Consider the following 22,305-nt stretch of genomic DNA (forward strand, 5'->3'; position numbering starts at 1 on the left):
AGCTAGTCAATTGAATTAATAGGAATAGAAATACTATTCTTATTTAATGGAGCTATTAGTAGGAGTGAATGCTTTGTTTATTAGACAGACAAGTTGCTCCCTGGAGCTGCGAAGACACAGCTCCAGGGATTTTAATCATATACATAAAAGGCTAAATAAACGGCACGACAGACTCAAGACTCATGCCACGCGAACCTTTAACAAGGAAATACGTATCCGTTGTAGGGTTATCCATCAGCCAATTGTGCAGCGAGAATTTATCCGGGAAATAATAGGCTTTCGGAAGCGCTGCCAGCGCATATTTCATGTCTTTTCCGGCCAGAATAACCAGATCGAATTTTCCCTCGGCAATCAGTTTTCCCAAAGCAGCATGTTCAGCTTCGCTCTCGCTACCAAGTTCGTACATATCCCCCAAAATCACGGCCTTACGGGTTGCGGGCATAGCTGCAAACTGACGAATCGCAGCTGCCATTGAACTTGGATTAGCATTATAGGCGTCCAACAAAACTGTATTGCTGCCTTTATAGACCACTTGTGAGCGGTTATTGGTCGGGTTATAATCTGCAATAGCGCGATTCGCTTCGTCAGGCGAAACGCCGAAATAATCGCCGATAGCCAGTGCCGCCAGCATATTGTCGAAATTGTAACGACCGGGTAAATGCGTCGTTATTTCCTGGCCCGTATTATCGCGATACATGACAACGGGCGATTCCTGAAGTAATTCAATCGGACTGTTATCCGGTTCTACAGCAGGGTAGAATATAGCTTCAGCAAACGTAGCTTCCGATCGGTGAGTTTTCAGTCGTTCGCGATACAGAGCTGTCAGAATTTTATCACGGGAATTGATGAAGACGGTTCGCCCATTAAGCGCCAGATAATCATACAATTCACCCTTTCCTTTTTTCACCCCTTCGAATCCACCGAACCCTTCCAAGTGTGCTTTCCCGACATTTGTGATCAACCCATGCGTTGGCTGGGCTATCGAGCAAAGCAGTTCAATTTCTTTCTGGTGATTTGCCCCCATTTCAACCACCGCCATTTCATATTGCTCATTCATCGCCAGCAACGTCAGCGGTACGCCAATGTGGTTGTTCAGGTTACCAATAGTCGCATAGGTTCGGTACTTCTTCGACAATACGGCTGCAATCAGTTCTTTCGTTGTTGTTTTGCCATTTGAACCAGTCAGTCCGATTACAGGAAAGGTGAATGTTTGCCGATGGTGCCGAGCTAAATCCTGCAACGCAAGCAACGTATCGGCAACGAGTAAACATGACCCAACGTTTTTCTCGCGGGTAGCCACCCCAGCGTCATCAACCAACGCATAACGGGCACCGGCTGCCAATGCCTGTTCAGCAAATTGATTGCCATCAAACTTATCTCCTTTCAGCGCCACAAACAGGCAACCGGGGGTAATTCGACGCGTATCGGTCGACACGCCCGTACATTCCAAAAATTTATGATAGAGTTCTTCGGTTGACAGCATGCCGATAGACGTAAATAGAGAATTCGTTCGTTGTTGTGAGTGAATTGTCATTCTGTTTAACAGAAACAATTCACAAAGGCCCAAAATTAGATGAAAAAGCTATTTACGCTTTGTTTTTTGACCTTTCCCTTTTTCAGCTATGCTCAGTCGGGTGGAAAAATCGGGTTTCGGTACGATCAAAGCCCAGCCGTTACGGTAAACGGGAAAACCTTGTTAAATCCCTGGGTGGGTGGACTCAATGCCACGCAATACTCAACCATGCGTCTGAACGGTGATAATCGCGATGATCTGGTCGTATTCGATCGATCAACCAGCAAGGTCAATACGTTCGTCGCTATCGATAATCCAACGGGTAGTGGTACTGTTTGGCGTTACGCGCCTGAATACGAAGCGGCTTTCCCATCCGTTTTATACAGTTGGCTGTTCCTGGTCGATTATGACGGCGACGGGAAGAAAGACCTGTTTACTTCTAGTTCGGGGGGAGTAAAAGTGCTTCACAACGAATCGCAAAACGGCCAGGTTGTCTTCAAAGTAGCTGCCGATCCACTAAAAACGATAGGATTGAGCGGACTGCTCATTCCCATATACGTGGCCAGTGTCGATATTCCAGCGATTACGGATTACGACGATGATGGCGATGTCGACATTATTACGTTCGATTCGGATGGTAATATTTTAGCCTATCAGCAAAACATGAGCGTGGAGAAAACCGGAACCAAAGGGCTGGATTTCACGCGTACCGGCGGATTATGCTGGGGCCATTTTCGCAAAGAATTCTGTAACGATTTTACGTTTGGCTTCACCTGCGATGACGGATCAGGAGGAAGAGTTGCGGCCAAACAAACCACTGTTATTCCGAGTGGAGCCAGACCTGCCCATACAGGCAATACACTGACGGTGGTCGATACCGACGGAGATGGCAACAAAGATTTACTGTTTGGCTTTGTGAGTTGCGAAAATATTGCCCGTTTGCGAAATGCAGGTCCCAACAACGATAAAGCTAATTTTACCAGCTACGACAGTCTGTTTCCCGCAGCAAACCCCATCCTGTTTCCCGCTTTTCCGGCTACGTTCTGGGAAGATGTCGATGGCGACGGGCAGAAAGATTTGCTGGCTTCGCCGAATGTGACGCTCAATGAGGGTTACGCATTCGATTTTCGAGCATCGGGCTGGTTCTATAAAAACACAGGCACAACACAGAAACCTGCATTCCAGCTTGTTCAGAAAGATTTCCTGCAAAGCGATATGCTGGATTTAGGCGAACGGGCCGCTCCTGCTTTGGCTGATCTGGATGGCGATGGCGACATGGATTTGCTGGTCGGTTTTGGCGGAGTTGGATTAGGCAGTGCGTATCGGGCTGGAATATGGCAATTTGAGAATAGAGGCACCATTCAGAATCCCGCTTTTGTTCTCGTTACGACGGATTATTTGGGCATTAGTAAATCGCTCAATCTGAAAAATATTGTCCCTTCGTTTACAGATGTTGATGGAAATGGCAGTATCGATCTGGTGTTTACTGGCGTAAGCGCTAGCGCAGTCGAAATTCGTGTGCTGTTCAATAGCGCGGCTAAAGGAGCGGCTGTACAATATAATCTGGCAGGTGCCACCCTGTGGCCCAACAAATCCATTATGGGGCCAAGTGATTTGCTGACGGTCACCGACGTAGATCGGGATGGCAAGCCTGATTTGTTAATCAGTACGTTTAGCTACGGCACCATTCAATATTACCGGAATACTGGCACAGCGACTAATCCTACGTTTCAACTTCAGAATCAGTACTTTGGTGGAATTACTACTGACGATTATATCTACGCAAAGGCCCGTTCGTTGGTCGTAGCGGATTTGAACGGTGATCATAAGAACGAACTGATAGCAGCGGCTGATAACGGTACCGTACGCGTGTACCAGTTTCCAGATCAAGCCAGTCAGGCATTTACGCTGATTGATACACTGGCCTCAATAGGAATACCTGGCAAAGGGTTAATTGCGGCTGCCGCCGATTTGGATGGTGATCAACTGCCTGATCTGATGTTGGGCAGTATTTCTGGTGGATTACGCTATCTAAAAAATACGTCTCAGAAAATAGTAGTTACGGGTGTATCGGAAGAACCTACGGCTCCGTGGGTATTTCCAAATCCAACGGATCGATACATAACGATTCGTCCGCCGTATGCCGGTCAGGCTGAGTTACTTTCGTTATCTGGGCAAGCTATGTTACCCAGCCAACCTGTGTCTGCCGATGCGGATACTGTACTCGATTTAGGTAACCTACCCGACGGCACTTACCTGCTTCGTCTAAGTAGTGCCAACCGACCGGTACAGGTACAGAAAGTAGTGGTCTGGAAATAGTTGCCAAACTCTTTTCGCAGTTTGTAGTTAGTCAATAACATTCGGGCCAATCCTAGCCAGTGCCCTAACCAACGATTACTTACAAATAGCTATGGAAAATACAAGCAACGCCGATCAACAAAGCCCTGACCAAACGTTTGGCAATTCGATGAAGGGCCTGTCGCCACAGCATAATGATATTCCTGCAAATGATGAGAGTGGCGATATCGAAGTATATACAGGTCTGGGCGTCAATAACCAGCCTGACGAATGGAATTCTGGAGATCAGGAAGCCTCAGATACGGTTCTCCACACCGATACAGCTACGGCTCGTCATGCAACGGACCAGGTTTCGAACGATGAGGAAGAAGACGAATTTCCAGATGATCTATCGGACGATGACTTATCAGATGATGAAATTGACGAGCAGATTATTGAGCTTGCTGAGGAAGAAGACGAAGGCAACGAACGGTATTAGTGGTTTCCTATCCAGAGACAACGAAGTGGATTCGACTTGCCCCGTTTTCGTATTCAATCGTCTACTTTAGCAATGAATAGCCTGCTTATTTAGTGGATAATCACCAGATGACAGCTAACCCTTCACTGGCATATTTCAGCACCTTTTCATCTTTACTAACAAGACAGTAACTGTGCTGAATAGCCTGGCAGATTAACATTCTGTCGAATGGATCGCGATGATATGTAGCAGAAAGATGGTGATAGGATGCTGCCGTTTCACCATCTAAATCAAGCACATGAAATCCGATTTGGATAGCTGCTTTCCGAAAGTCGTTGGGTTCTAATCCCTCTAAGGTTACTCTTCGAATACCCTGCTTAAGTGATATTTCCCAAAAGCTTATAGCGCTGACAATTATGTCATTATCAGGATTTTCAAGAATAGTTTTCACTACGCTGGATAGTTTCTTCGGATTCGTGATTGCCCAAATCAATGTATGCGTATCAAGCAAATAAGTCATAATCCTAGAAATTCCTCTTCTGTCATCTTGAAATCATCTGCGAACGTCACTTTCCCTTTTTTCGCTAAAATTCCTAGTTGACGTTTTTCGGTTTTTCGAGCCGATTTCGGAATTAAATAGGCTACAATTTCCTTCTTTTTTCCGAAAGCAACTGCAATTTCTTCACCTGCCTTTACCTCCTGAATCACCTCTGAAAACCGGGATTTCAAATCCCCAACAGTCATTGTTCTCATACTTTATTTTGCTTTGATCAAAGCTATATTTTTCTTGACAAGTTGTCAAGTTATAGCCTATTAATAGTGCAAAAAAACAATCATATTGACGTGATTTACAATCACCAGTATGGCTGTTTTTTGCACATATTCTCTCCTATTCCACTGTTACCGATTTAGCTAAATTACGAGGCTGGTCAACATTGCGGCCACGCATGACGGCGATGTCGTAAGCCAGCAACTGCAAGGGCACGACCGATACCAGCGGCATCAGAACTTCGTGTACTTTTGGAATTTCGATGGTGAAATCGACCATGCCTGGCAAGTGTGTATCGCCCTCGGTTGTGATGGCAATGACGCGGCCTTTACGCGCTTTCACCTCTTGGATATTCGATACGACTTTTTCGTATGACGAATCTTTCGTCGCAATCACTACGACCGGCATATCTTCGTCGATGAGCGCAATTGGGCCGTGTTTCATTTCGGCGGCTGGATATCCCTCCGCATGGATGTAGCTGATTTCCTTCAATTTTAACGCACCTTCCAGTGCCACCGGGAAGTTCAGACCACGACCCAGGTAAATAAAGTTACGGGCGTAGGTGAAGATGTAGGCGATTTCTTTAATCTTATCGGCGGCCTGTAATACTTTTTCCACTTTCGCCGGAATGCTTTCCATCTCGGCCAGCAGTTGACGGAATAACGAATCCGAAATCGTGCCTTTGCGTTTGGCCGCAGCCAAGGCCATCAGTGTCAATACGGTTACCTGTGCTGTAAATGCTTTGGTACTCGCCACCCCAATTTCCGGCCCTGCGTGTGTATAAGCCCCGGCATCCGTAGCCCGCGCGATAGACGAACCAACTACGTTGCAAACGCCAAAAATGGTCGCTCCTTTCGATTTTGCCAGTTCGATCGCGGCCAACGTATCCGCCGTTTCGCCCGATTGCGAGATAGCAATCACGATATCTCCTTCTTTAATAATCGGGTTTCGATACCGGAATTCCGACGCGTATTCAACCTCCACCGGGATTCGGGCCAGTTCTTCAAAAATATACTCAGCGACCAGTCCGGCATGCCAAGACGTACCACAACCGACAATGACAATCCGCTTCGATTTCGCCAGTTTATCCAGATAATCACGTAACCCACCTAGCTGCAACGTACCCGCGTCGGTCTGAACACGCCCGCGCATGGAATCAGCAATGGAGCGGGGTTGCTCGAAAATTTCCTTGAGCATGAAGTGGTCGAACCCACCCTTTTCGATGGCTTCGAGTTCCAGTTCAATTTTATGGACATAGGGCGTTGTAGTCGTGTTATCGAGCGTAACGACTTTCAGCGCACCGTCCTTAATCACCGCGATTTCGTAATCGTTCAGGTAAATCACATCTTTGGTGTACTCAACAATCGGTGTTGCATCCGAAGCCAGAAAGAATTCGTTTTCCCCAACACCAATCACCAATGGAGAGCCTTTCCGGGCAGCAATCAATTGCGTTGGATCGGCTTCGTTCATGATAACGATCGCATAAGCCCCAACCACTTCCTGCAATGCCAGTCGAACAGCTTCTTCCAGCGAGCCACCGTTATTTTCCCAAATGTCTTCAATAAACTGCCCTAGTACTTCCGTATCGGTTTCGCTGGTGAACGTATGTCCTTTTTTGAGAAGCGCCTGTTTAATAGCCGCGTAGTTCTCAATGATACCATTATGAATAATGGCCAGTTTTCGGTGAAACGAGTAATGCGGGTGCGCATTTACGTCGTTGGGTTCGCCGTGGGTAGCCCATCGTGTATGCCCCATACCAATCGTTGCATGGGTATCCTTACCGGCTAGTTCCTGCTCCAGTGCAACAACCTTCCCTTTTTTCTTATATACTCTCAGACCATGTCCATTCATCAGCGCCACACCAGCGCTATCGTACCCCCGGTATTCCAAACGCTTCAACCCTTTTATGACCAATGGACACGCTTCACGGTGACCCACATACGCTACAATCCCACACATAATTAGCTAACAGTTAGACAGTTGTTAATTATTATCGATTTTGTTAAGGGCGATAAATAATCGGTTCAAAAGTAAAGTAAATGCAAAAAGCCGGATTGTCCGGCTTTTTGCTAACTCGATTTAGTCATGTTTCTAAAAACGATGCCTTGCGATGAGAAGTCCTGGACGTACCAGAAACACCAATCAATTATCCCGCCAACTGCGTATAGAGATTGTAATAGCGGTCGGTTACATCTTCATCTTCGTCGAACTTATGCTCTGGCAGGTCGTTCAGGATCGCATTCAGGCTTTCGCTTGATTCTTCTTCAGCCCGTACAACGGCATCAGCATAAGCCGAACCAATCCGAATAAATCCGTTGAAATCAGCCGTTTTTAACTCAGCCAGCATTTCATCGTCAATATCCATCATGCGGGCTTTTTCGATGATGTCGCCCTCAAAGCGGTGTTCGAATGAATTGTTATAGACCGTAAAAACTGACTTCGTGTCTTTAAACATTGGGTCGTTTTTGTAGGTCGTTTTCAGATAAAGCGGGATCAGGGCGGTCATCCAGTCGTTGCAATGCACGATGTCGGGCGCCCAGCCAAGTTTCTTAACGGTTTCTAAAACCCCTTTGCAGAAGAAAATAGCCCGTTCGTCGTTGTCGTCGTAGAAGCGATTTTCTTTGTCATGGAAGACGTATTTCCGTTGGAAATAATCTTCGTTATCAATAAAATACACCTGCAATTTCGCCGTTGGTATAGAAGCCACTTTAATAATGAGCGGCTTTTCGTCGTCACCGACGGCAATATTGATACCCGACAACCGTACTACTTCATGCAACCGATTTTTGCGCTCGTTAATTAACCCGAAGCGCGGCACCAGAATCCGGATTTCCATCCCTCGCTCCTGCATGGCTTGCGGCAGTTTGCGGACGAAGTCAGCAACATCAGACGTTTTTAAGAAAGGATTGATTTCGCTGGCGACGTACAGGATGCGTAATTTGCTCATAAGTAGGGAAGCGTGTGCTATTTGAGAGAACCAAAAAACTTGCAAAATTAAACAAATTTTTCCCATATTTCAATACATTTTCCCGCAAAAAATAGACGAATCGTGTATCATTGCACCCTGAAAAAACAGGAACGTTATGAACCGATTCGACAAGGCAGAAGCCATCCGTCAGCACTTACAGAAGGTACGTATTGAGCAAACGATTGGCTTCGTTCCCACTATGGGAGCCCTACACGAAGGCCATTTAGCGCTAATTGAAGCCGCTCGTCGCGAAAATGATGTGGTCGTCAGCAGCATCTTCGTTAATCCTGTTCAATTCAATAATCCCGACGATCTGGCCCGTTATCCAAGAACACTCGACGAAGACTGCAAGAAACTCGAATCAGCAGGTTGCGATGTTGTATTTGCGCCTTCGGTTGAGGAAATGTATCCGCAACAACCGTTGCTAAAGATCAATTTTGGCGAACTGGAAACGATACTGGAGGGTGCATTCCGACCGGGCCATTTCAACGGCGTCGGCATTGTGGTTTCCAAACTGTTCAACATCGTTCAGCCGGATCGGGCGTATTTCGGCCAGAAAGATTTACAACAGGTAGCCGTCATCCGCCGACTCATTCACGACCTCAGTTTCCCGATTGAACTTATCCGCTGTCCAACCCTACGCGAAGATGATGGTCTAGCGATGTCGTCTCGCAACCGCAACCTGACACCCGACGAACGACAACAGGCTCCCGCCTTGTTTCAGGCATTAACAATGGCTCGTGACTTGCTCAATCAAGGAAAATCAGCCCTACAGGCGCAGGAAGCCGTCCTGGATTTCTTTGCCAATTACCCGGCTTTCCGATTAGAATACGTTGATGTAGTCAATGCCGATACCTTGCAGTCGGTTCAGGAGGTACTAGCACCTGGTCAAACCGCTATTTGCCTGGCCGCCCATTTAGGCAAAGTCAGGCTGATTGATAATCTGGTATTTTGAGTAAACTCTTTTATTTAGGCGTTTCATTCGCTAATAGCCAGGCCGTTTGGAATACCAACGTTGCCCGTTTCTGAAGGATATCGTAGGCTATTCGTTTAGCAGTATCGGAAGGCTGATGGTAATCCGGATGCTCACCATTTGTAAAAAATAGGACCGGGATTCCAGTTTTCGCAAAATTGTAGTGGTCGGACCGGGGAAAAATAGCCTTTAGGATCATTTTCAGTATCATATCCATCCTGATTTAAGGCTAGATTGACCGATTGTTGATTAGCGATCTCAGCTGTTCATTTAAGCTCAACGCCCTGTTTATCCGTTAATAGATAGCAATAGTTAGGCTTTTTTCTGTGTTCTTCATCGACACGACCAACCATATCTACATTCAGGTTGCAAACGAACTGTTTTAATGAAATTGGGCTGTTCTGGACAAAGAATTCGGAGCCCAAAAGTCCGTCTTCTTCACCCGAAAAAAGAGCGAATAAAATACTTCTGTGCGGCCTGATGCCCAGTTGGGCTAAACTATCGAATGTTGCTGATATGCCCAGAACCGTAGACGTACCCGATGAGTTATCGTCGGCCCCATGAAACGTACGACCGCCAGATCGTCCCAAATGGTCATAATGAGCGGATATAACGATTAATTCCTTTTTTAGATCAGTCCCCATAATTAGCCCACCAATATTATCGCCAAAGAATAATTGGGTGCTGTCTTTGGCCGTAACCGGTAAGGGAGCAAGTTCGTACCGTTTATAGGTAGAAGATCCGGTGATAGCCCGCATGGTACCAAACGTAGCCACTTCAGTGATTGCAAAGGGAAATGTCTGCCGAAAAGTACCTCGGGTAGAGTCGAGACGAAAAGCAGCGAGTAAATGATTTTGCCTAAAAATTTTCGTGCAATAAAGTGCGGCATCCTTCTGCCCTTTCGTGCCCGTTTGGCGTCCTCGTAAACTATCTGAAGCCAATATATAAACATGCCGTTTTAGTAGCGATGCCGAAACAGAAACCTGTGAGATAGCCGATTGAGCACGAGCTACTTCGTGCGTATATAGAGCAGTAAAACTAAGTACGTAAACAATTCTAAGACAAGACAAATGCATTCGGGTATCCAGCCAAAAACAATATAGCCATCACTCAATAAGATATGGATATAAGCGTCTCGTCACTTTCGCGGAAAGATTTATTTACTCAACAATCCGAAACACCATTTTTGCTTTTGCTCGTGAGATTGCGTTGAAGTGCCACCATTCGTATTCAATAGACGAAAATCCACCTGCTCGCATTGCCGTTCGGAGAATCTTACGATTATCGATTTGTTGCTGGGTCAGTTTGCCGGCTTTTAATAAGTCGTCTTCACGGGACGGATAGGCCAGTTCACCGAAGAAATCGTATTTCGTACCCATATCCAGTGGCTTCCCATCTTTCGTTGCAACAGTTAAATCAACAGCGCAGCCATAGTTGTGAATTGACCCCTCGCGCGGATCGGCTACGTATTTTCGACGTTCCCGCTCGGATAGTTTAGGCAAGGCATTCCAAAGATTCCACTGGGCGGATCGGGGTCGAGCAGCATCGTAGACGAGTAATCTTAAATTGGAGTGATGCTGCTGCAGGTAGTTACTGGCGTCTGCGAGTTTATGGGCCGCCATAGGCTGCATATATGCTTTTGTAAGTTCACCATATACGTCCTTTCCCACGAAATTATCCGTTGTTGAGTACTTCAACTCTACCAGAATAGTCGGATCAATTTCCTGAATATCTACCAATCCCTGCTTAATCATGGCCGACTCAGAAGCCTGGCCGTTGGCCATGAGCGAAAGTGTGAATGAGTGAATGAGTGAAAGTAAAACGGTTACTATTAAATTGAACTTATTCATTCGTTCGTTAACGTCAGAGTTGGTTTGTGTTGTAAGAAGCCGTAAACTTACATCATTTCAATTCATTCCTGCTGGAGCAGTCAGGCCTCTCAAGATGATTCGCTCTATCACTCATTCACTCCGCTTTGGCGGTCCGATTTCGCTCATTTTAACCGATGGCACTTAACTACATCTGGGTTGCTTTCTTTGTTATTGCATTTCTAGTCGCGCTGGCTAAGCTGATTTTTCTGGGCGATACGGAGATTTTCAAAATCATCGTCGAAGGTTTATTCGATTCATCAAAGGTTGCTGTCATGGACATTGCGTTGCCATTAGCGGGCGTCATGACCTTTTTCCTTGGGCTACTTAACATTGGGGAAAAAGCTGGTGCTATCAATTTTATGGCCCGGATTATCGGCCCATTTTTCCACAAACTATTTCCAGAAGTCCCTAAAAATCACCCAGCTAATGGGCAGATGATCATGAATTTCTCGGCCAATATGATTGGATTAGATAATGCGGCTACTCCATTCGGGCTAAAAGCGATGGCAAGTTTGCAGGAACTCAATCCGAACAAAGACACCGCTTCCAATGCTCAGATCATGTTTCTGGTCTTGCATACGTCTGGACTCCAGATCATTCCGCTCAGCATTATGGCGCAACGGGCTATTCTGGGCGCTACCGACCCCTCCGACGTATTTATTCCCTGCGTCATTGGCACTTACGTAACCACCGTAGTTGCCTTGGTAGCCGTCGGCATAAAACAACGGATTAATCTGCTGAATAGCACAGTGATCGGCTGGCTGGGTGGAATTACGGCCTTAATTGGGCTGGCGCTGTGGGCGTTGTCGGGAAGATCGAAAGAAGAGATCGAAACGTTTTCGAAGGTCTTTGGCAATGTAATTCTATTAAGTATCGTGGTGTCATTTTTGGGAGGTGCGCTTGTCAAAAAGGTACCAATTTTCGAGACGTTCATCGAAGGCGCTAAGGGTGGTTTTGAGACCACCGTAAAAATTATTCCGTATCTGGTTGGCATGCTCGTCGCGATTGGTGCCTTCCGAAACGCGGGTGCTATGGATTATCTGGTCGGTGGATTGAAATACCTGTTTGCCCTGACCGGCATCAACACTGATTTCACCGATGCGCTTCCAGTTGCGCTCATGAAACCACTGAGTGGAGCCGGAGCCCGGGCCCTAATGATCGATGCGATGAAGCAATTTGGCCCCGATTCCTTTGTGGGTCGGTTGGTCTGCATCTTTCAGGGGTCAGCCGATACCACATTCTACATTGTAGCCCTGTATTTCGGCTCGGTGGGAATTCGGAATTCACGCCATGCCATCCCGTACGGATTATTTGCCGATCTCGTCGGAGTTATTGCAGGCATTGCGCTTGGCTATTTCTTTTTTCATTGAGTCATCAAGACCACCGATCGGCTTCTATTTTTGGTTAGGATTCATCAACAAGTATTCGTTCGATGAAACCTAACCAATTTATCTTTCTATCAAGTCATGTCTCAGCATTAAAGTCACCGAATCCATATTTTTTATACTTAAAACTCTAAAAAAGACTCCAAGTAAATACACTAAGACCATATATTTACATATACATTTTTAATGGATCAGCTCACGTCATCGGGCAGTTATAAAGGTCTATACGTTCAAGGAATTATTTAATTTTAATTCGGTTTTAATCCCCATTTTACAGTCGAATCAGGTGGCCTATTCAACGATTATCCTTCCTAAATTAACGATACCCTTCCTCCGGATAAGATCACTAATGCATTATCTATATAGATCAGACAAAGCTAATCGGGCGACAAGATCAGACGTTATTCTATAAGTAGTTTTCTCAATATTATCCAACAATTAGCTGTCAATAAATAATTTCTACATTATTTCTTTTATTAAAATTTTATACCGATTTTATAATAATATACCAATTTATAGATTATAATCTATTTATTATCGTAAACAGATTCGAGATAAAAAACAATAAAATTCATTAAACTTTATTAAGTAGATAAACTCAATATGGACTCTAGACTTATCACAGTACTGCGCTCAATTTCTGATTAAACATCTGGTTTATGGCGACTTACACCATTTTGATTACCCATCAATGAAGCGACTTACCTAGGAAAGAGCGAGTAGCAGGTTTTTCTATCCTCCAGGTATGTACAATAAGCTATCCTTTTAAAAAATCTTTCGTGGGTTTATCTCCTTGTTTTAAGACTTATTAGAATATTACAAAAAAACCTTCTCGAAGGTTGACAGCAATTTGCATTCTATGCATTAACTTTGTTCTCCTATTTTTAATAGTTTTAATATAATTTAATTTCTACCTAACAAATGCGGAAAATTTTATTGGGAAGCTGTCTGCTTCTGCTTGTGTTCTGTCTGCCAGCACTGGCACAGGACCTTTCGGTAAGTGGACGCGTAACTTCATCAGACGACGGGTCAGCCCTACCGGGTGTGACTGTACAAGTAAAAGGAGCAAATCGGGGTACTACTACGGATGCACAGGGTAACTACCGAATCGCTGCTCCTGCCAACAGCCAGTTAGTTTTCAGCTTTATTGGCTACCTCACGCAGGAAGTTGCTATTGGGAATCGTTCTACGGTTGATGTTAGCCTGGCTGGCGATTCGAAACAATTGAACGAAGTTGTTGTCATCGGTTACGGTACGCAACAACGGCAACGAGTAACCTCGTCGATCTCGGTCGTTAATGGTAGCGCCATTGCTAACTTAGCCACTCCAAGCTTCGACCAACAATTAGCTGGACGGGCTGCCGGGGTGCAAGTAACTGTACCATCGGGTATTTTGGGTCAGGCACCTGTCATTCGGATTCGGGGTACAAACTCGATTTCGTCTGGCTCTAACCCACTGATCGTTGTTGATGGTATCCCTCTTATCACCGGTAACCAAAGTGGTGTTACGCCAACTAACCCATTAGGCGACATCAACCCACAGGATATTGAATCGTATGACATCTTGAAAGATGGTGCGGCAACGGCTATCTATGGTTCACGGGCCGCTAACGGCGTAATCCTGATCACGACCAAAAAAGGAAAGAAAAACTCGGGCGTTAAGGTTAGTCTCGACGTTCAGGGCGGTACTTCAGTTGCCAGCAAGCGCCTTGACTTACTTGATGCACAACAATTCGTTGCAATTTCGAACGAAAAAAGCGCCAATTCAGGGGGTGGTGTCATTGCCGCTATGGATGCCAACAATACTAATACCGATTGGCAGAATGAAATCCTGCGGACGGGTACATCGCAAAACTATAACCTGAGCGTAACAGGTGGTGGCGAAAAAACATCTTACTATTATTCGTTGGGCTACAACAAACAGGTAGGTGCTATCAAGCCAAACGATCAAACTCGTTTCTCATTCCTGACCAACATCGACCACGCGCTGAATAAGTATATTTCGGTTGGTGCTAAAGTACAGGTAGCTCGTACGCTCAACAATGGTTTGAATACAGGTTCTAGCGCACTGTCGGGTAACTTAACCGGCGCTGCTCGTCTGTTCCCGAACGTACCGGTTTACGATGCAACGACGCCAACGGGCTATAACATCTCTTCAGATGGTTCGATCCTCGGTCGTGGTGCAAACACACGGAACATCGATAACAACTATACGAACATTGCGTTCGTGATTGCCAACAACACCTTTAATGCAACCACAACCCGTGTTCTGCCAACAGGTTACGTATCGATTACGCCAATTGAAGGATTAAGCATCCGTACGCAAATCGGTGCTGACTACACGGGTGTTCGTAGCTTCCAGAAGTGGGACCCTCGTCATGGTGATGGTCGTGGTAGCAATGGTCTGGTTAGCCAGGTGTCGCGTGAAGTATTGCGTTGGAACTGGCAGAACGTGTTGAATTTCGACCGTGATTTTGCTGGTCATAACATCAACCTGACGTTAGGTACAGAGTTCCAGAAGACGAATACGTCGTCGTTCACAGCGGGTGGTCAAGGCTTTTCGGATCTGTTCTTCCAACAAAATGGTCTGATCACTGGATCGTATTCTACCCAGACCTCGAGCGGTACATTTGTGCCAAACGGATTTGATTCGTACTTCGGACGGATTCAATATAGCTACCTGGACAAATACCTGGCGTCGTTCAGTGCTCGTAACGATGGTCTTTCTTCGTTACCCGTTGCCAACCGTCGCGGTACGTTCTTAGGTGGATCGTTGGGCTACCGGATTTCGCAGGAAGAGTTTTATAAGAATTCCAGCGTAGGCCGGGTTATGAATGATTTGAAACTGCGCGCCAGCTACGCCGAAGTAGGTAACACGGATATCGGTTCGTTCCCATACGTTGGTACATTTGGTTCAGCCCAGTATGCTTCTCAGAACGGTATTGGCTTCAGCCAGGCCGGTAACCCTGATCTGCGTTGGGAGCGCAGTAAGAAATACGATTATGGTGTTGACCTGGGCTTCTTTAACAACCGGTTGACAGCCAGCTTCGATTACTTCCAGAACCAAATCGACGGTCTGATTCTAGCGGCTCCAACTCCAAGTTCGCTGGGTATCCCTAACAACTCGATCAACAAAAACGTAGGATCGATGGTCAACAAAGGATTTGAAGCGGCCGTTACGTTCGAGGCTGTTAACCGCAATAGCTTCCGCTGGAATATCGGCGCCAACTTTACGTCGCTGAACAACAAGATTACCGCTCTGAACAAAGACAACGCGGGTGTTGATCAGGACATCATTTTCACCTACAACATCAACCGTGTGGGCGAATCAGTGGGTGCTATTTTCGGCTATAAGTATGCTGGTGTTAACTCAACCAATGGTAACCCAATGTACTATAAAGCAGATGGTCGGATCGTTCAGCGTGATATTGTGTCAACGAACTATTCGTACTATGATCCATCGGCTCCCAATAGCCTAACCAATACCACGGGTGCAGCTCTGAGCCCAACGGCTGACAAGTTCATCCTGGGTAACACCAATCCTACATTCTACGGTGGTCTGACAAATTCGTTCAGCTACAAAGGATTTGATCTGGAAGTATTCGTTCGGTTCTCAGGTGGCAATAAAGTGATGAACGTAACTCGTCAGGAAACGCTGTTGAACAACGATTTCAACAACAACAGCACAGAGATTCTGGGTCGTTGGCAGAAAGAAGGTGACGTAACCGACGTTCCGAAGCTTTACCTGTCGAAGAGTGGTATTATCAACCAAACGGGTAACGCCATCAGCCGCTTCGTCGAAAATGGCGACTTTGTTCGTATCCAGAACATTTCGTTGGGCTATACCATCCCAAAAACAGTTCTGCCGAAGGGTGCTTTTGCGCTGAGCAATGTACGTATCTATGCACAGGTTCAGAATGCGTTCACATTCACCAAGTATAAAGGTCTTGATCCTGAGCTGAGCGCCAATGGTGATACCAACAGTGAGACTGGTATTGATTACAATACCAACACGCAACTGCGGGTGATGACGTTTGGCTTAAACATCGGTTTTTAAACGAATTGATTCCATGAATTTCAAAAAATCATATATACTAACTGTTCTGGGTGGGTCGCTCCTTTTGACGTCCTGCGAGGTGAACAATCTGGATCCGCAAACGGCTCTTTCGGAGACGACGGCTTTCCAAACTCCTGAGCGTATTGCCCTCGCTGTAGCGGGTGTTTACGACGGTGGTCAATCAGGTTTTTACGCAGGTGGTGCCGTTCGGGGTTATGCCTTCGGTGCTGCTCACCTCGAGCAAGGTGATATGCGGGGTGAAGATATGGCCCTGGCTGCTACGTTCTACGCTATCACGTATCAGAACAACTACGATCCAACCCAGCCCAACAACGTTTACTTCTGGCAGAATGCATATGCCATGATCAACCGGGCAAACATTGTAATCGCAGGGTTGAAAACTGCTCAACCTTCAGCTACGCTGACTCAGGCTCAAATCGATGCCTACGAAGCGGAATGCCGATTCCTGCGCGCACTGGGTCACCACTATCTGCTGGTTAACTTCTCGCGTCCGTTCAGCGATAACCCAACCGCTGCTGGTGGCGGTGTTCCTTACCGCACGACAGCCGTTACAGGTGGTAGCTCGGTTGATGAAGCGATCAAACAACCTCGCAACACGGTAGCGGAATGCTATGACAAGATCATCGAAGATCTGAACTATGCCGAGGAAAAACTGCCCGATACACGTACGGGTAACCTGAAAATTACTCGGGCTACGAAAGGAGCCGCTATTGCCCTGAAAACTCGGGTTCGCCTGCACCAGAACAACTGGGCGGAAGTCATCAAAGAAGCCAACAAACTGGTTCCTACTGCTGCTCCGTTCACCAGCCCAATCGGTGCGTATGCATTAACGAGCGGTCCTCTGGGTGCTTTTGGTGCTGCCAACAAAACAAATACCGAGTCGATTTTCTCGTTTGAAAATAACGACGTCGATAACGCACAGGTTAACGGTGCGCCTGCATCGATGTACTCTGCGGTTAGCACAACGGGCCGGGGTATTGTGTTGATTAGTCCAATTCTGTGGAATCAGCCTTTCTTCCCAGCAAACGATTTGCGGAAAGCCGCTTCGGCTATCGCAGCGGACACACCTGGCTCGGCTGGTAAAGGCGGTAATTTCACCCGCAAGTACCCAGACGTAACCACCCGTACAGAGAACGCGCCAATTATTCGCCACGCCGAAGTGTTGTTGAACCTGGCTGAAGCGTTGGCCCGTACAGGTACAGGTATTGATGCTCGTGCCGTAGCTCTGCTCAGCGCCGTTCGGAACCGTTCTGTACTGGAAGCCGCTAACCAATATACAGCTGCTAGCTTTGCAACGAACAAAGATCTGGTTAAAGCCATCATCAACGAGCGTCGGCCTGAATTCATTGCTGAAGGTATGCGTTGGTTGGATATTCACCGCCTGGCTCAGGATGCTGATTATAAGCAAGCCGATGGTATTCCTGCTAAAGCCGATATCTCGATTACCAACTTTGCTCCATTGTATACCAACAATCCGGCAACCGTGGTTAAACTACAGGCTGGTCTTCCTTATAGCGACTTCCGCTTTGTATGGCCAATTCCAGCAGAAGAAATCATTAATAACCCATCGATCAAACAAAATCCGGGTTACTAATCTCTTCCCCCATTTTTTCGACAAACGGCTCTCGGGTAATCCTGAGAGCCGTTTGTTTTTAGATCGATTCCCCCATGCATTTACGTTTATAAACTGTATTTTGGGAAAGGTAAATCAAAACAAGTATGCATTTCGTCAACTATTCTGGACTGTTCATTTCCTTCTTTTTCGCTCTTCTTACAAATGTTCAGGCACAATTGCCTATTCAAGGCACTAAATGGAACGGGCTATTAAAACTGCCGAATGAAACACGGGTGCAATTAACCTTTCGAAATGATACCCTATTGATTGGCAATGGATCTAGCTCAGCTATTCTCGAAAAGATGCAGTATGAGCAAATGGGAGATTCACTGTTTATTCAGAAAGTAAGTGGACAAAGTCCCTGTGGCACCAATGCCATTGGGCTATATCGACTGATATACACCAATAATGGAGAAAATTTTTCGCTGAAACTTATTCGTGATGATTGCCCCGAACGTCGGCAATTGTTTAACGCAGCGACAGCGTTTGTTCGGATACGTCCAAACCTAAATCAGCCTCCACGAAACTGGCCTTACCTTGATTTAAAAAGCGATTCGGTAGCCGGAATCAGTCTGTATAAAGCCTATGAATTATTAAAAAATCGTCCATCGGTACCTGTTGTCGTGGGCATTCTGGATTCGGGAGTCGATATAGCGCACGAAGATTTGCGGGATGTTATCTGGGTCAATCCGAAAGAGAGTCCCGATAATGGAATTGATGACGATAAAAACGGCTATACCGACGACCTGAACGGCTGGAATTTTATGGGTGCTAAAGACGGAACCACCTACGAATACGACCAGCCCGAAATCACCCAGACTTATCTAATCCTTCGAGCAAAATACGACAATGTCAATCCGGCTACGCTCAGCCTATCCGAAAAGCGCCAATACGACACCTACCAATCCGCTAAAAAACAATTTCTGCAACGGTATAAGATCAATCATTATAAGTACATGGCTTTCGCGGATACAGCCCAATTTTGGCGGGCCGTTAGCCAAATCCAGTCTCAACTACCCGATACCGTAACCTCACCGACAGCCATTCGCGCGGTCAATCTGGGAGCGGATTCGTTGGCAATGGCTGTCCGCACGATTGTAGCCGATGCCTATCTTACTCAATACGGGACTTTCCGCTCGTATGCTCGGCTGATTCGGCAAAATTGGCCCCGCTTCCGACAAGTAATGGGTGCCGAAGCCGACATCGCTTTTAACCCGGACTATAATCCGCGCAAAGCCGTTGGTGACAACCCAGCCGATCCAACAGAGCGTTATTATGGCAGTCCACGCCTGACCATTGGCCGATCCGAACAATTAGCTATGCATGGTAGCCACGTCGCCGGAATTATTGGGGCAAAGCGGGATAACGGGCGGGGAATGGATGGTGTAGCTGATAATGTTCGGATTATGCCCGTATCGGTCGTTCCGGCCAATGGCGACGAGCGCGATAAAGATGTTGCCAACGGCATTCGCTACGCCGTTGAGAATGGCGCTAAAGTCATTAATATGAGTTTTGGTAAACGACTGTCGCCATTTAAAGACCAGGTCGATGCTGCTATCCGATTTGCGGAAGAACACGATGTACTGATTGTTCATGCGGCTGGCAACAATGGCGAGAACTACGATTCGTTACCCGCCTATCCATCAGCTAAATACGAAAATGGGCAAATCGCTCAGAATGTACTGGTTGTTGGTAATAGTACCTGGCGTCTCGGCGAAGACTTACCTAGCCGATCATCCAATTACGGCCCTCAAACCGTAGACTTATTCGCTCCGGGAACCGCCATTCTTTCAACGTTACCGCATAATCACTACGCCAGTTTATCAGGAACCAGTATGGCATCACCTATGACGGCCGGAGTGGCTGCACTATTACGTTCTTATTTCCCCAAATTAACGGCAGTTCAGACAAAAGAGATTCTGATGAAAAGCAGCTATCGGCCTGACATTCTCGTTCGAAAGCCAGGCCGTAATCCGCAGAAAATACCGTTCAAAAGCCTAAGTCGCTCTGGTGGTCTGCTCAATGCCTACGAAGCCGTAAGGATGCTACTATCAGAACCGGGATTTTCGGGATTGAGATGATTGAGCTGATTTTGTTTTTTTGAGAAAGAAATAACTTTGGGAATAGAGGCTAATTAGTATTTTGTCATGCTGAGAAACGAAGCATCTTAAGGTTTCTTGGCTAGTTTGTTTGGGTAACTTAAGATGCTTCGTTCCTCAGCATGACAAAAAAGTGACTCTTGTAAAATCGTTTGAATACGTTCACAAAAACAAAATCAGCTCAATCACCTCAATCCCGAAAATCCCGGTCACCAGTCCACTTCCTGTTTATCATGCCAGAATTTTCCCGTTTCCGATTGGGGGGCATCGGTGGCTAACCAGACAATGGTTTCGGCCCCTTTTTCGACAGGACGACTAGCATTGAGGCCACCCATATCCGTACGCACCCATCCAGGGTCGACACAGTTTACGGAAATATTTTTTGCTTTAAGCGCCCCCGCAAATTGCCTGGTAACAGCGTTCAACGCTGTTTTCGAGATACTATACGCTGGTGCATAGGTCGTCATATCGTTAAGCGCGCCCGCTCCGCTCGATACATTAATAATACGCCCTCCCGAAGGACTTTTCTGTAAATGCTCCAGAAAATCCTGGATAACTAAGATTGGGCCAGTAACATTTGCCTTGATCGTCCGGTCGAGCATTTCGACGTTCAGATTCAGAATGGTTTCGCCGTGATCTTCAAGAATACCTGCATTATTGACAAGTACATCCAAATGATCGGCTTTTTGTGAAAACGTTCCACAAGCCGTTCGAATGCTGACCGGGTCTGTTACATCAAGCTGAATAAACGTCGATTCGTAACCAGCCTGACACAGTTCTTCCGAGGCTTCCCGACCTTTAGCAATGTCGCGGGCGCCAATAAATACCGCAAAACCACGTTGAGCAAGTTGGCGGGCTATTTCTTTACCAATTCCTTTATTAGCCCCTGTAATCAGAGCTGTGCGCTGATGGTGAGTTTTCATAAGCAGTTTGTTTGCCTATTCTAGTAAATTCGTTACGCGCCAAATTGTTTGCGAAAAAAGAGCCGTATGCTCAACCAACTGACCGTTACCTCAGAGCAATAGCGGAAATTTGTAGCTTAGCCACTAATCTTACTTAACCGATGGACCAATTATGAGCCTGATGACTTCGCTTTACTCTGTTTTCCTACTTACATGCCTATCTGTAAGCGTGTCGCTGGCACAGTCCGGAACCAACCGGCAGCAGGAACTTTATGATCAATACCACGGCATTTCTAAAAAACCGGCGACAACAGCTCCTGCTGCCACATCAGCTCCAACCAGCAATCGAGCCGGGTATGCACCAGTAGCTAGTGTGCCTCAGGTACAGGAACCGACAGCCGACAAACCGGCCCCATCAATGTCGCGGGATCAATCAATGAGCAGAGAACCTATGCAAGGACCAGAACGTATGGCAAACGCTAATTCAGGTTTCCGAATTGGCGTGCGAGGGGGCGTAACGTATCCTACATACTTAGAAAAAACAGTGGGTGTTGATCCTGTTGTTGGCTTTACGGGAGGCCTTGTTCTCAATTTTGGCAAAGGATCAATTTCGTTTCAACCGGAAGTGAACTACAGCCGCTATAGTCAAAAGGAAAAAGATCTTTTTTCTACAGATGTCTATACTGGCGCGAGCGATATGCTTGAAGTTCCTTTGTTTCTTAAAATTTCATCAGGAAGCTATTCAGGCAGTCGTTTTTTTGTAAACATTGGTCCCTATGGCTCTTATCTGTTAAGCGCTAGTGTTGATGGGAAGAAATTAAATATAGCTAACCTATCAGGACGTTTCGGTTTTGGCGCGGCAGCGGGTCTTGGCGCAGCGTTGAAAGCCGGACCGGGGCATTTTACAATTGAAGTTCGAGGGCTTTACTCACTGGGCGATACGGATAATGGCTTCAGTACCGATTCCAAGACAATTCTGGGACAGGGTGCCCTTGGCTATATTTTTCCGCTATAAAACCAATAGAAGACAAATTCTCATAGAGTGGGTTTTTGGAATGGCGGCATCCAATTGGATGTCGCCATTTTTGTTAGAAGGTGTAAGCGCCATACCGCATACATCTTCTGTTATACATCAAAACAACAGCTTCCAGCCATTGAAGAACAGGTCTTTACCAGGTTGTCCAGACCAGTTACGGGAGTCTGCTGATAGCGACTCATCGGCTTCAGTACTTACTTCCTTTTGCACGACAATGGCCGAAATTCCCTTTTCAGCCAACGAGCGGCAAATATCTTTGGTGGTGTTGGTTGCTTTACCAGCTACTAGTCCTATGGTTGCGTCGTTGGTTTTCATGGTGCTTAATTTTATTGTATGTGCAAA

At 46.3% G+C, this 22,305-nt stretch carries 18 protein-coding genes; 8 read left to right on the forward strand and 10 right to left on the reverse strand.

All coding sequences use genetic code 11. The features are described 5' to 3' along the window. Positions 1-151: 151 nt before the first annotated feature. Complete coding sequence (locus ACYVE4_RS30160) at positions 152-1,483, reverse strand: UDP-N-acetylmuramoyl-tripeptide--D-alanyl-D-alanine ligase (protein ID WP_461044290.1); 1,332 nt, start codon at positions 1,481-1,483, stop codon at positions 152-154. Between the two features lie 90 nt (positions 1,484-1,573). On the opposite strand from ACYVE4_RS30160, the gene ACYVE4_RS30165 reads away from it, so the two are divergent. After that, a complete protein-coding gene (locus ACYVE4_RS30165; RefSeq protein ID WP_461044141.1) occupies positions 1,574-3,832 on the forward strand; it encodes an FG-GAP-like repeat-containing protein in 2,259 nt (752 codons plus the stop codon). Positions 3,833-3,923: 91 nt separating this feature from the next. Continuing rightward, positions 3,924-4,289, forward strand: coding sequence for a hypothetical protein (locus tag ACYVE4_RS30170; protein WP_461044142.1), 366 nt, complete (start codon positions 3,924-3,926; stop codon positions 4,287-4,289). Between the two features lie 100 nt (positions 4,290-4,389). Here ACYVE4_RS30170 and ACYVE4_RS30175 read toward each other — a convergent pair whose 3' ends face one another. The 4 genes from ACYVE4_RS30175 to ACYVE4_RS30190 form a co-directional block, all read right to left on the reverse strand. Further along, positions 4,390-4,788: a type II toxin-antitoxin system VapC family toxin gene (locus ACYVE4_RS30175; protein ID WP_461044143.1), complete on the reverse strand. Its 399-nt coding sequence runs from the start codon at positions 4,786-4,788 to the stop codon at positions 4,390-4,392. Further along, positions 4,785-5,021 (reverse strand): type II toxin-antitoxin system Phd/YefM family antitoxin, encoded by a 237-nt coding sequence (locus ACYVE4_RS30180; RefSeq protein ID WP_461044144.1) that lies wholly within the window; start codon positions 5,019-5,021, stop codon positions 4,785-4,787. The genes ACYVE4_RS30175 and ACYVE4_RS30180 overlap by 4 nt, the downstream gene beginning before the upstream one ends. Before the next feature lie 136 nt (positions 5,022-5,157). Beyond that, the gene (gene glmS / locus ACYVE4_RS30185; RefSeq protein ID WP_461044145.1) at positions 5,158-6,996 is read right to left on the reverse strand and encodes a glutamine--fructose-6-phosphate transaminase (isomerizing); all 1,839 of its coding nucleotides are present in this window, start codon (positions 6,994-6,996) and stop codon (positions 5,158-5,160) included. Positions 6,997-7,183: 187 nt separating this feature from the next. Beyond that, positions 7,184-7,984 (reverse strand): glycogen/starch synthase, encoded by an 801-nt coding sequence (locus ACYVE4_RS30190; protein ID WP_461044146.1) that lies wholly within the window; start codon positions 7,982-7,984, stop codon positions 7,184-7,186. 136 nt (positions 7,985-8,120) lie between these two features. Between ACYVE4_RS30190 and panC the strand changes: the two genes are divergently transcribed. Further along, positions 8,121-8,960 (forward strand): pantoate--beta-alanine ligase, encoded by an 840-nt coding sequence (gene panC / locus ACYVE4_RS30195; RefSeq protein WP_461044147.1) that lies wholly within the window; start codon positions 8,121-8,123, stop codon positions 8,958-8,960. A 10-nt stretch (positions 8,961-8,970) separates the two neighbouring features. Here the strand turns inward: panC and ACYVE4_RS30200 are convergent, their stop codons facing one another. From ACYVE4_RS30200 to ACYVE4_RS30210, 3 genes are all read right to left on the reverse strand, one after another. Further along, on the reverse strand, positions 8,971-9,189 hold the full coding sequence (locus ACYVE4_RS30200) for a M28 family peptidase (protein WP_461044148.1): 219 nt from the start codon (positions 9,187-9,189) through the stop codon (positions 8,971-8,973). Positions 9,190-9,244: 55 nt separating this feature from the next. Continuing rightward, on the reverse strand, positions 9,245-10,048 hold the full coding sequence (locus ACYVE4_RS30205) for a M28 family peptidase (RefSeq protein WP_461044149.1): 804 nt from the start codon (positions 10,046-10,048) through the stop codon (positions 9,245-9,247). A 90-nt stretch (positions 10,049-10,138) separates the two neighbouring features. After that, positions 10,139-10,828 carry a M15 family metallopeptidase gene (locus ACYVE4_RS30210; RefSeq protein ID WP_461044150.1) on the reverse strand — a complete coding sequence of 230 codons (690 nt, stop codon included), beginning with the start codon at positions 10,826-10,828 and terminating at the stop codon, positions 10,139-10,141. Between the two features lie 155 nt (positions 10,829-10,983). Between ACYVE4_RS30210 and ACYVE4_RS30215 the strand changes: the two genes are divergently transcribed. The 4 genes from ACYVE4_RS30215 (at position 10,984) to ACYVE4_RS30230 (ending at position 20,007) form a co-directional block, all read left to right on the forward strand. Then, positions 10,984-12,219 carry a nucleoside recognition domain-containing protein gene (locus ACYVE4_RS30215; RefSeq protein WP_461044151.1) on the forward strand — a complete coding sequence of 412 codons (1,236 nt, stop codon included), beginning with the start codon at positions 10,984-10,986 and terminating at the stop codon, positions 12,217-12,219. Positions 12,220-13,155: 936 nt separating this feature from the next. Next, positions 13,156-16,290 (forward strand): SusC/RagA family TonB-linked outer membrane protein, encoded by a 3,135-nt coding sequence (locus tag ACYVE4_RS30220; RefSeq protein ID WP_461044152.1) that lies wholly within the window; start codon positions 13,156-13,158, stop codon positions 16,288-16,290. Between the two features lie 13 nt (positions 16,291-16,303). Next, positions 16,304-17,905: a RagB/SusD family nutrient uptake outer membrane protein gene (locus ACYVE4_RS30225; RefSeq protein WP_461044153.1), complete on the forward strand. Its 1,602-nt coding sequence runs from the start codon at positions 16,304-16,306 to the stop codon at positions 17,903-17,905. Between the two features lie 125 nt (positions 17,906-18,030). Continuing rightward, positions 18,031-20,007 (forward strand): S8 family peptidase, encoded by a 1,977-nt coding sequence (locus tag ACYVE4_RS30230; protein WP_461044154.1) that lies wholly within the window; start codon positions 18,031-18,033, stop codon positions 20,005-20,007. Positions 20,008-20,234: 227 nt separating this feature from the next. Here the strand turns inward: ACYVE4_RS30230 and ACYVE4_RS30235 are convergent, their stop codons facing one another. Then, complete coding sequence (locus tag ACYVE4_RS30235; RefSeq protein WP_461044155.1) at positions 20,235-20,948, reverse strand: SDR family oxidoreductase; 714 nt, start codon at positions 20,946-20,948, stop codon at positions 20,235-20,237. Positions 20,949-21,108: 160 nt separating this feature from the next. Between ACYVE4_RS30235 and ACYVE4_RS30240 the strand changes: the two genes are divergently transcribed. After that, the gene (locus tag ACYVE4_RS30240) at positions 21,109-21,942 is read left to right on the forward strand and encodes a porin family protein (protein ID WP_461044156.1); all 834 of its coding nucleotides are present in this window, start codon (positions 21,109-21,111) and stop codon (positions 21,940-21,942) included. A gap of 117 nt (positions 21,943-22,059) precedes the next feature. On the opposite strand, the gene ACYVE4_RS30245 is transcribed toward ACYVE4_RS30240, so the two are convergent. After that, complete coding sequence (locus ACYVE4_RS30245) at positions 22,060-22,278, reverse strand: hypothetical protein (RefSeq protein WP_461044157.1); 219 nt, start codon at positions 22,276-22,278, stop codon at positions 22,060-22,062. Positions 22,279-22,305 lie beyond the last annotated feature (27 nt).

This window comes from Spirosoma harenae, from assembly GCF_054776975.1.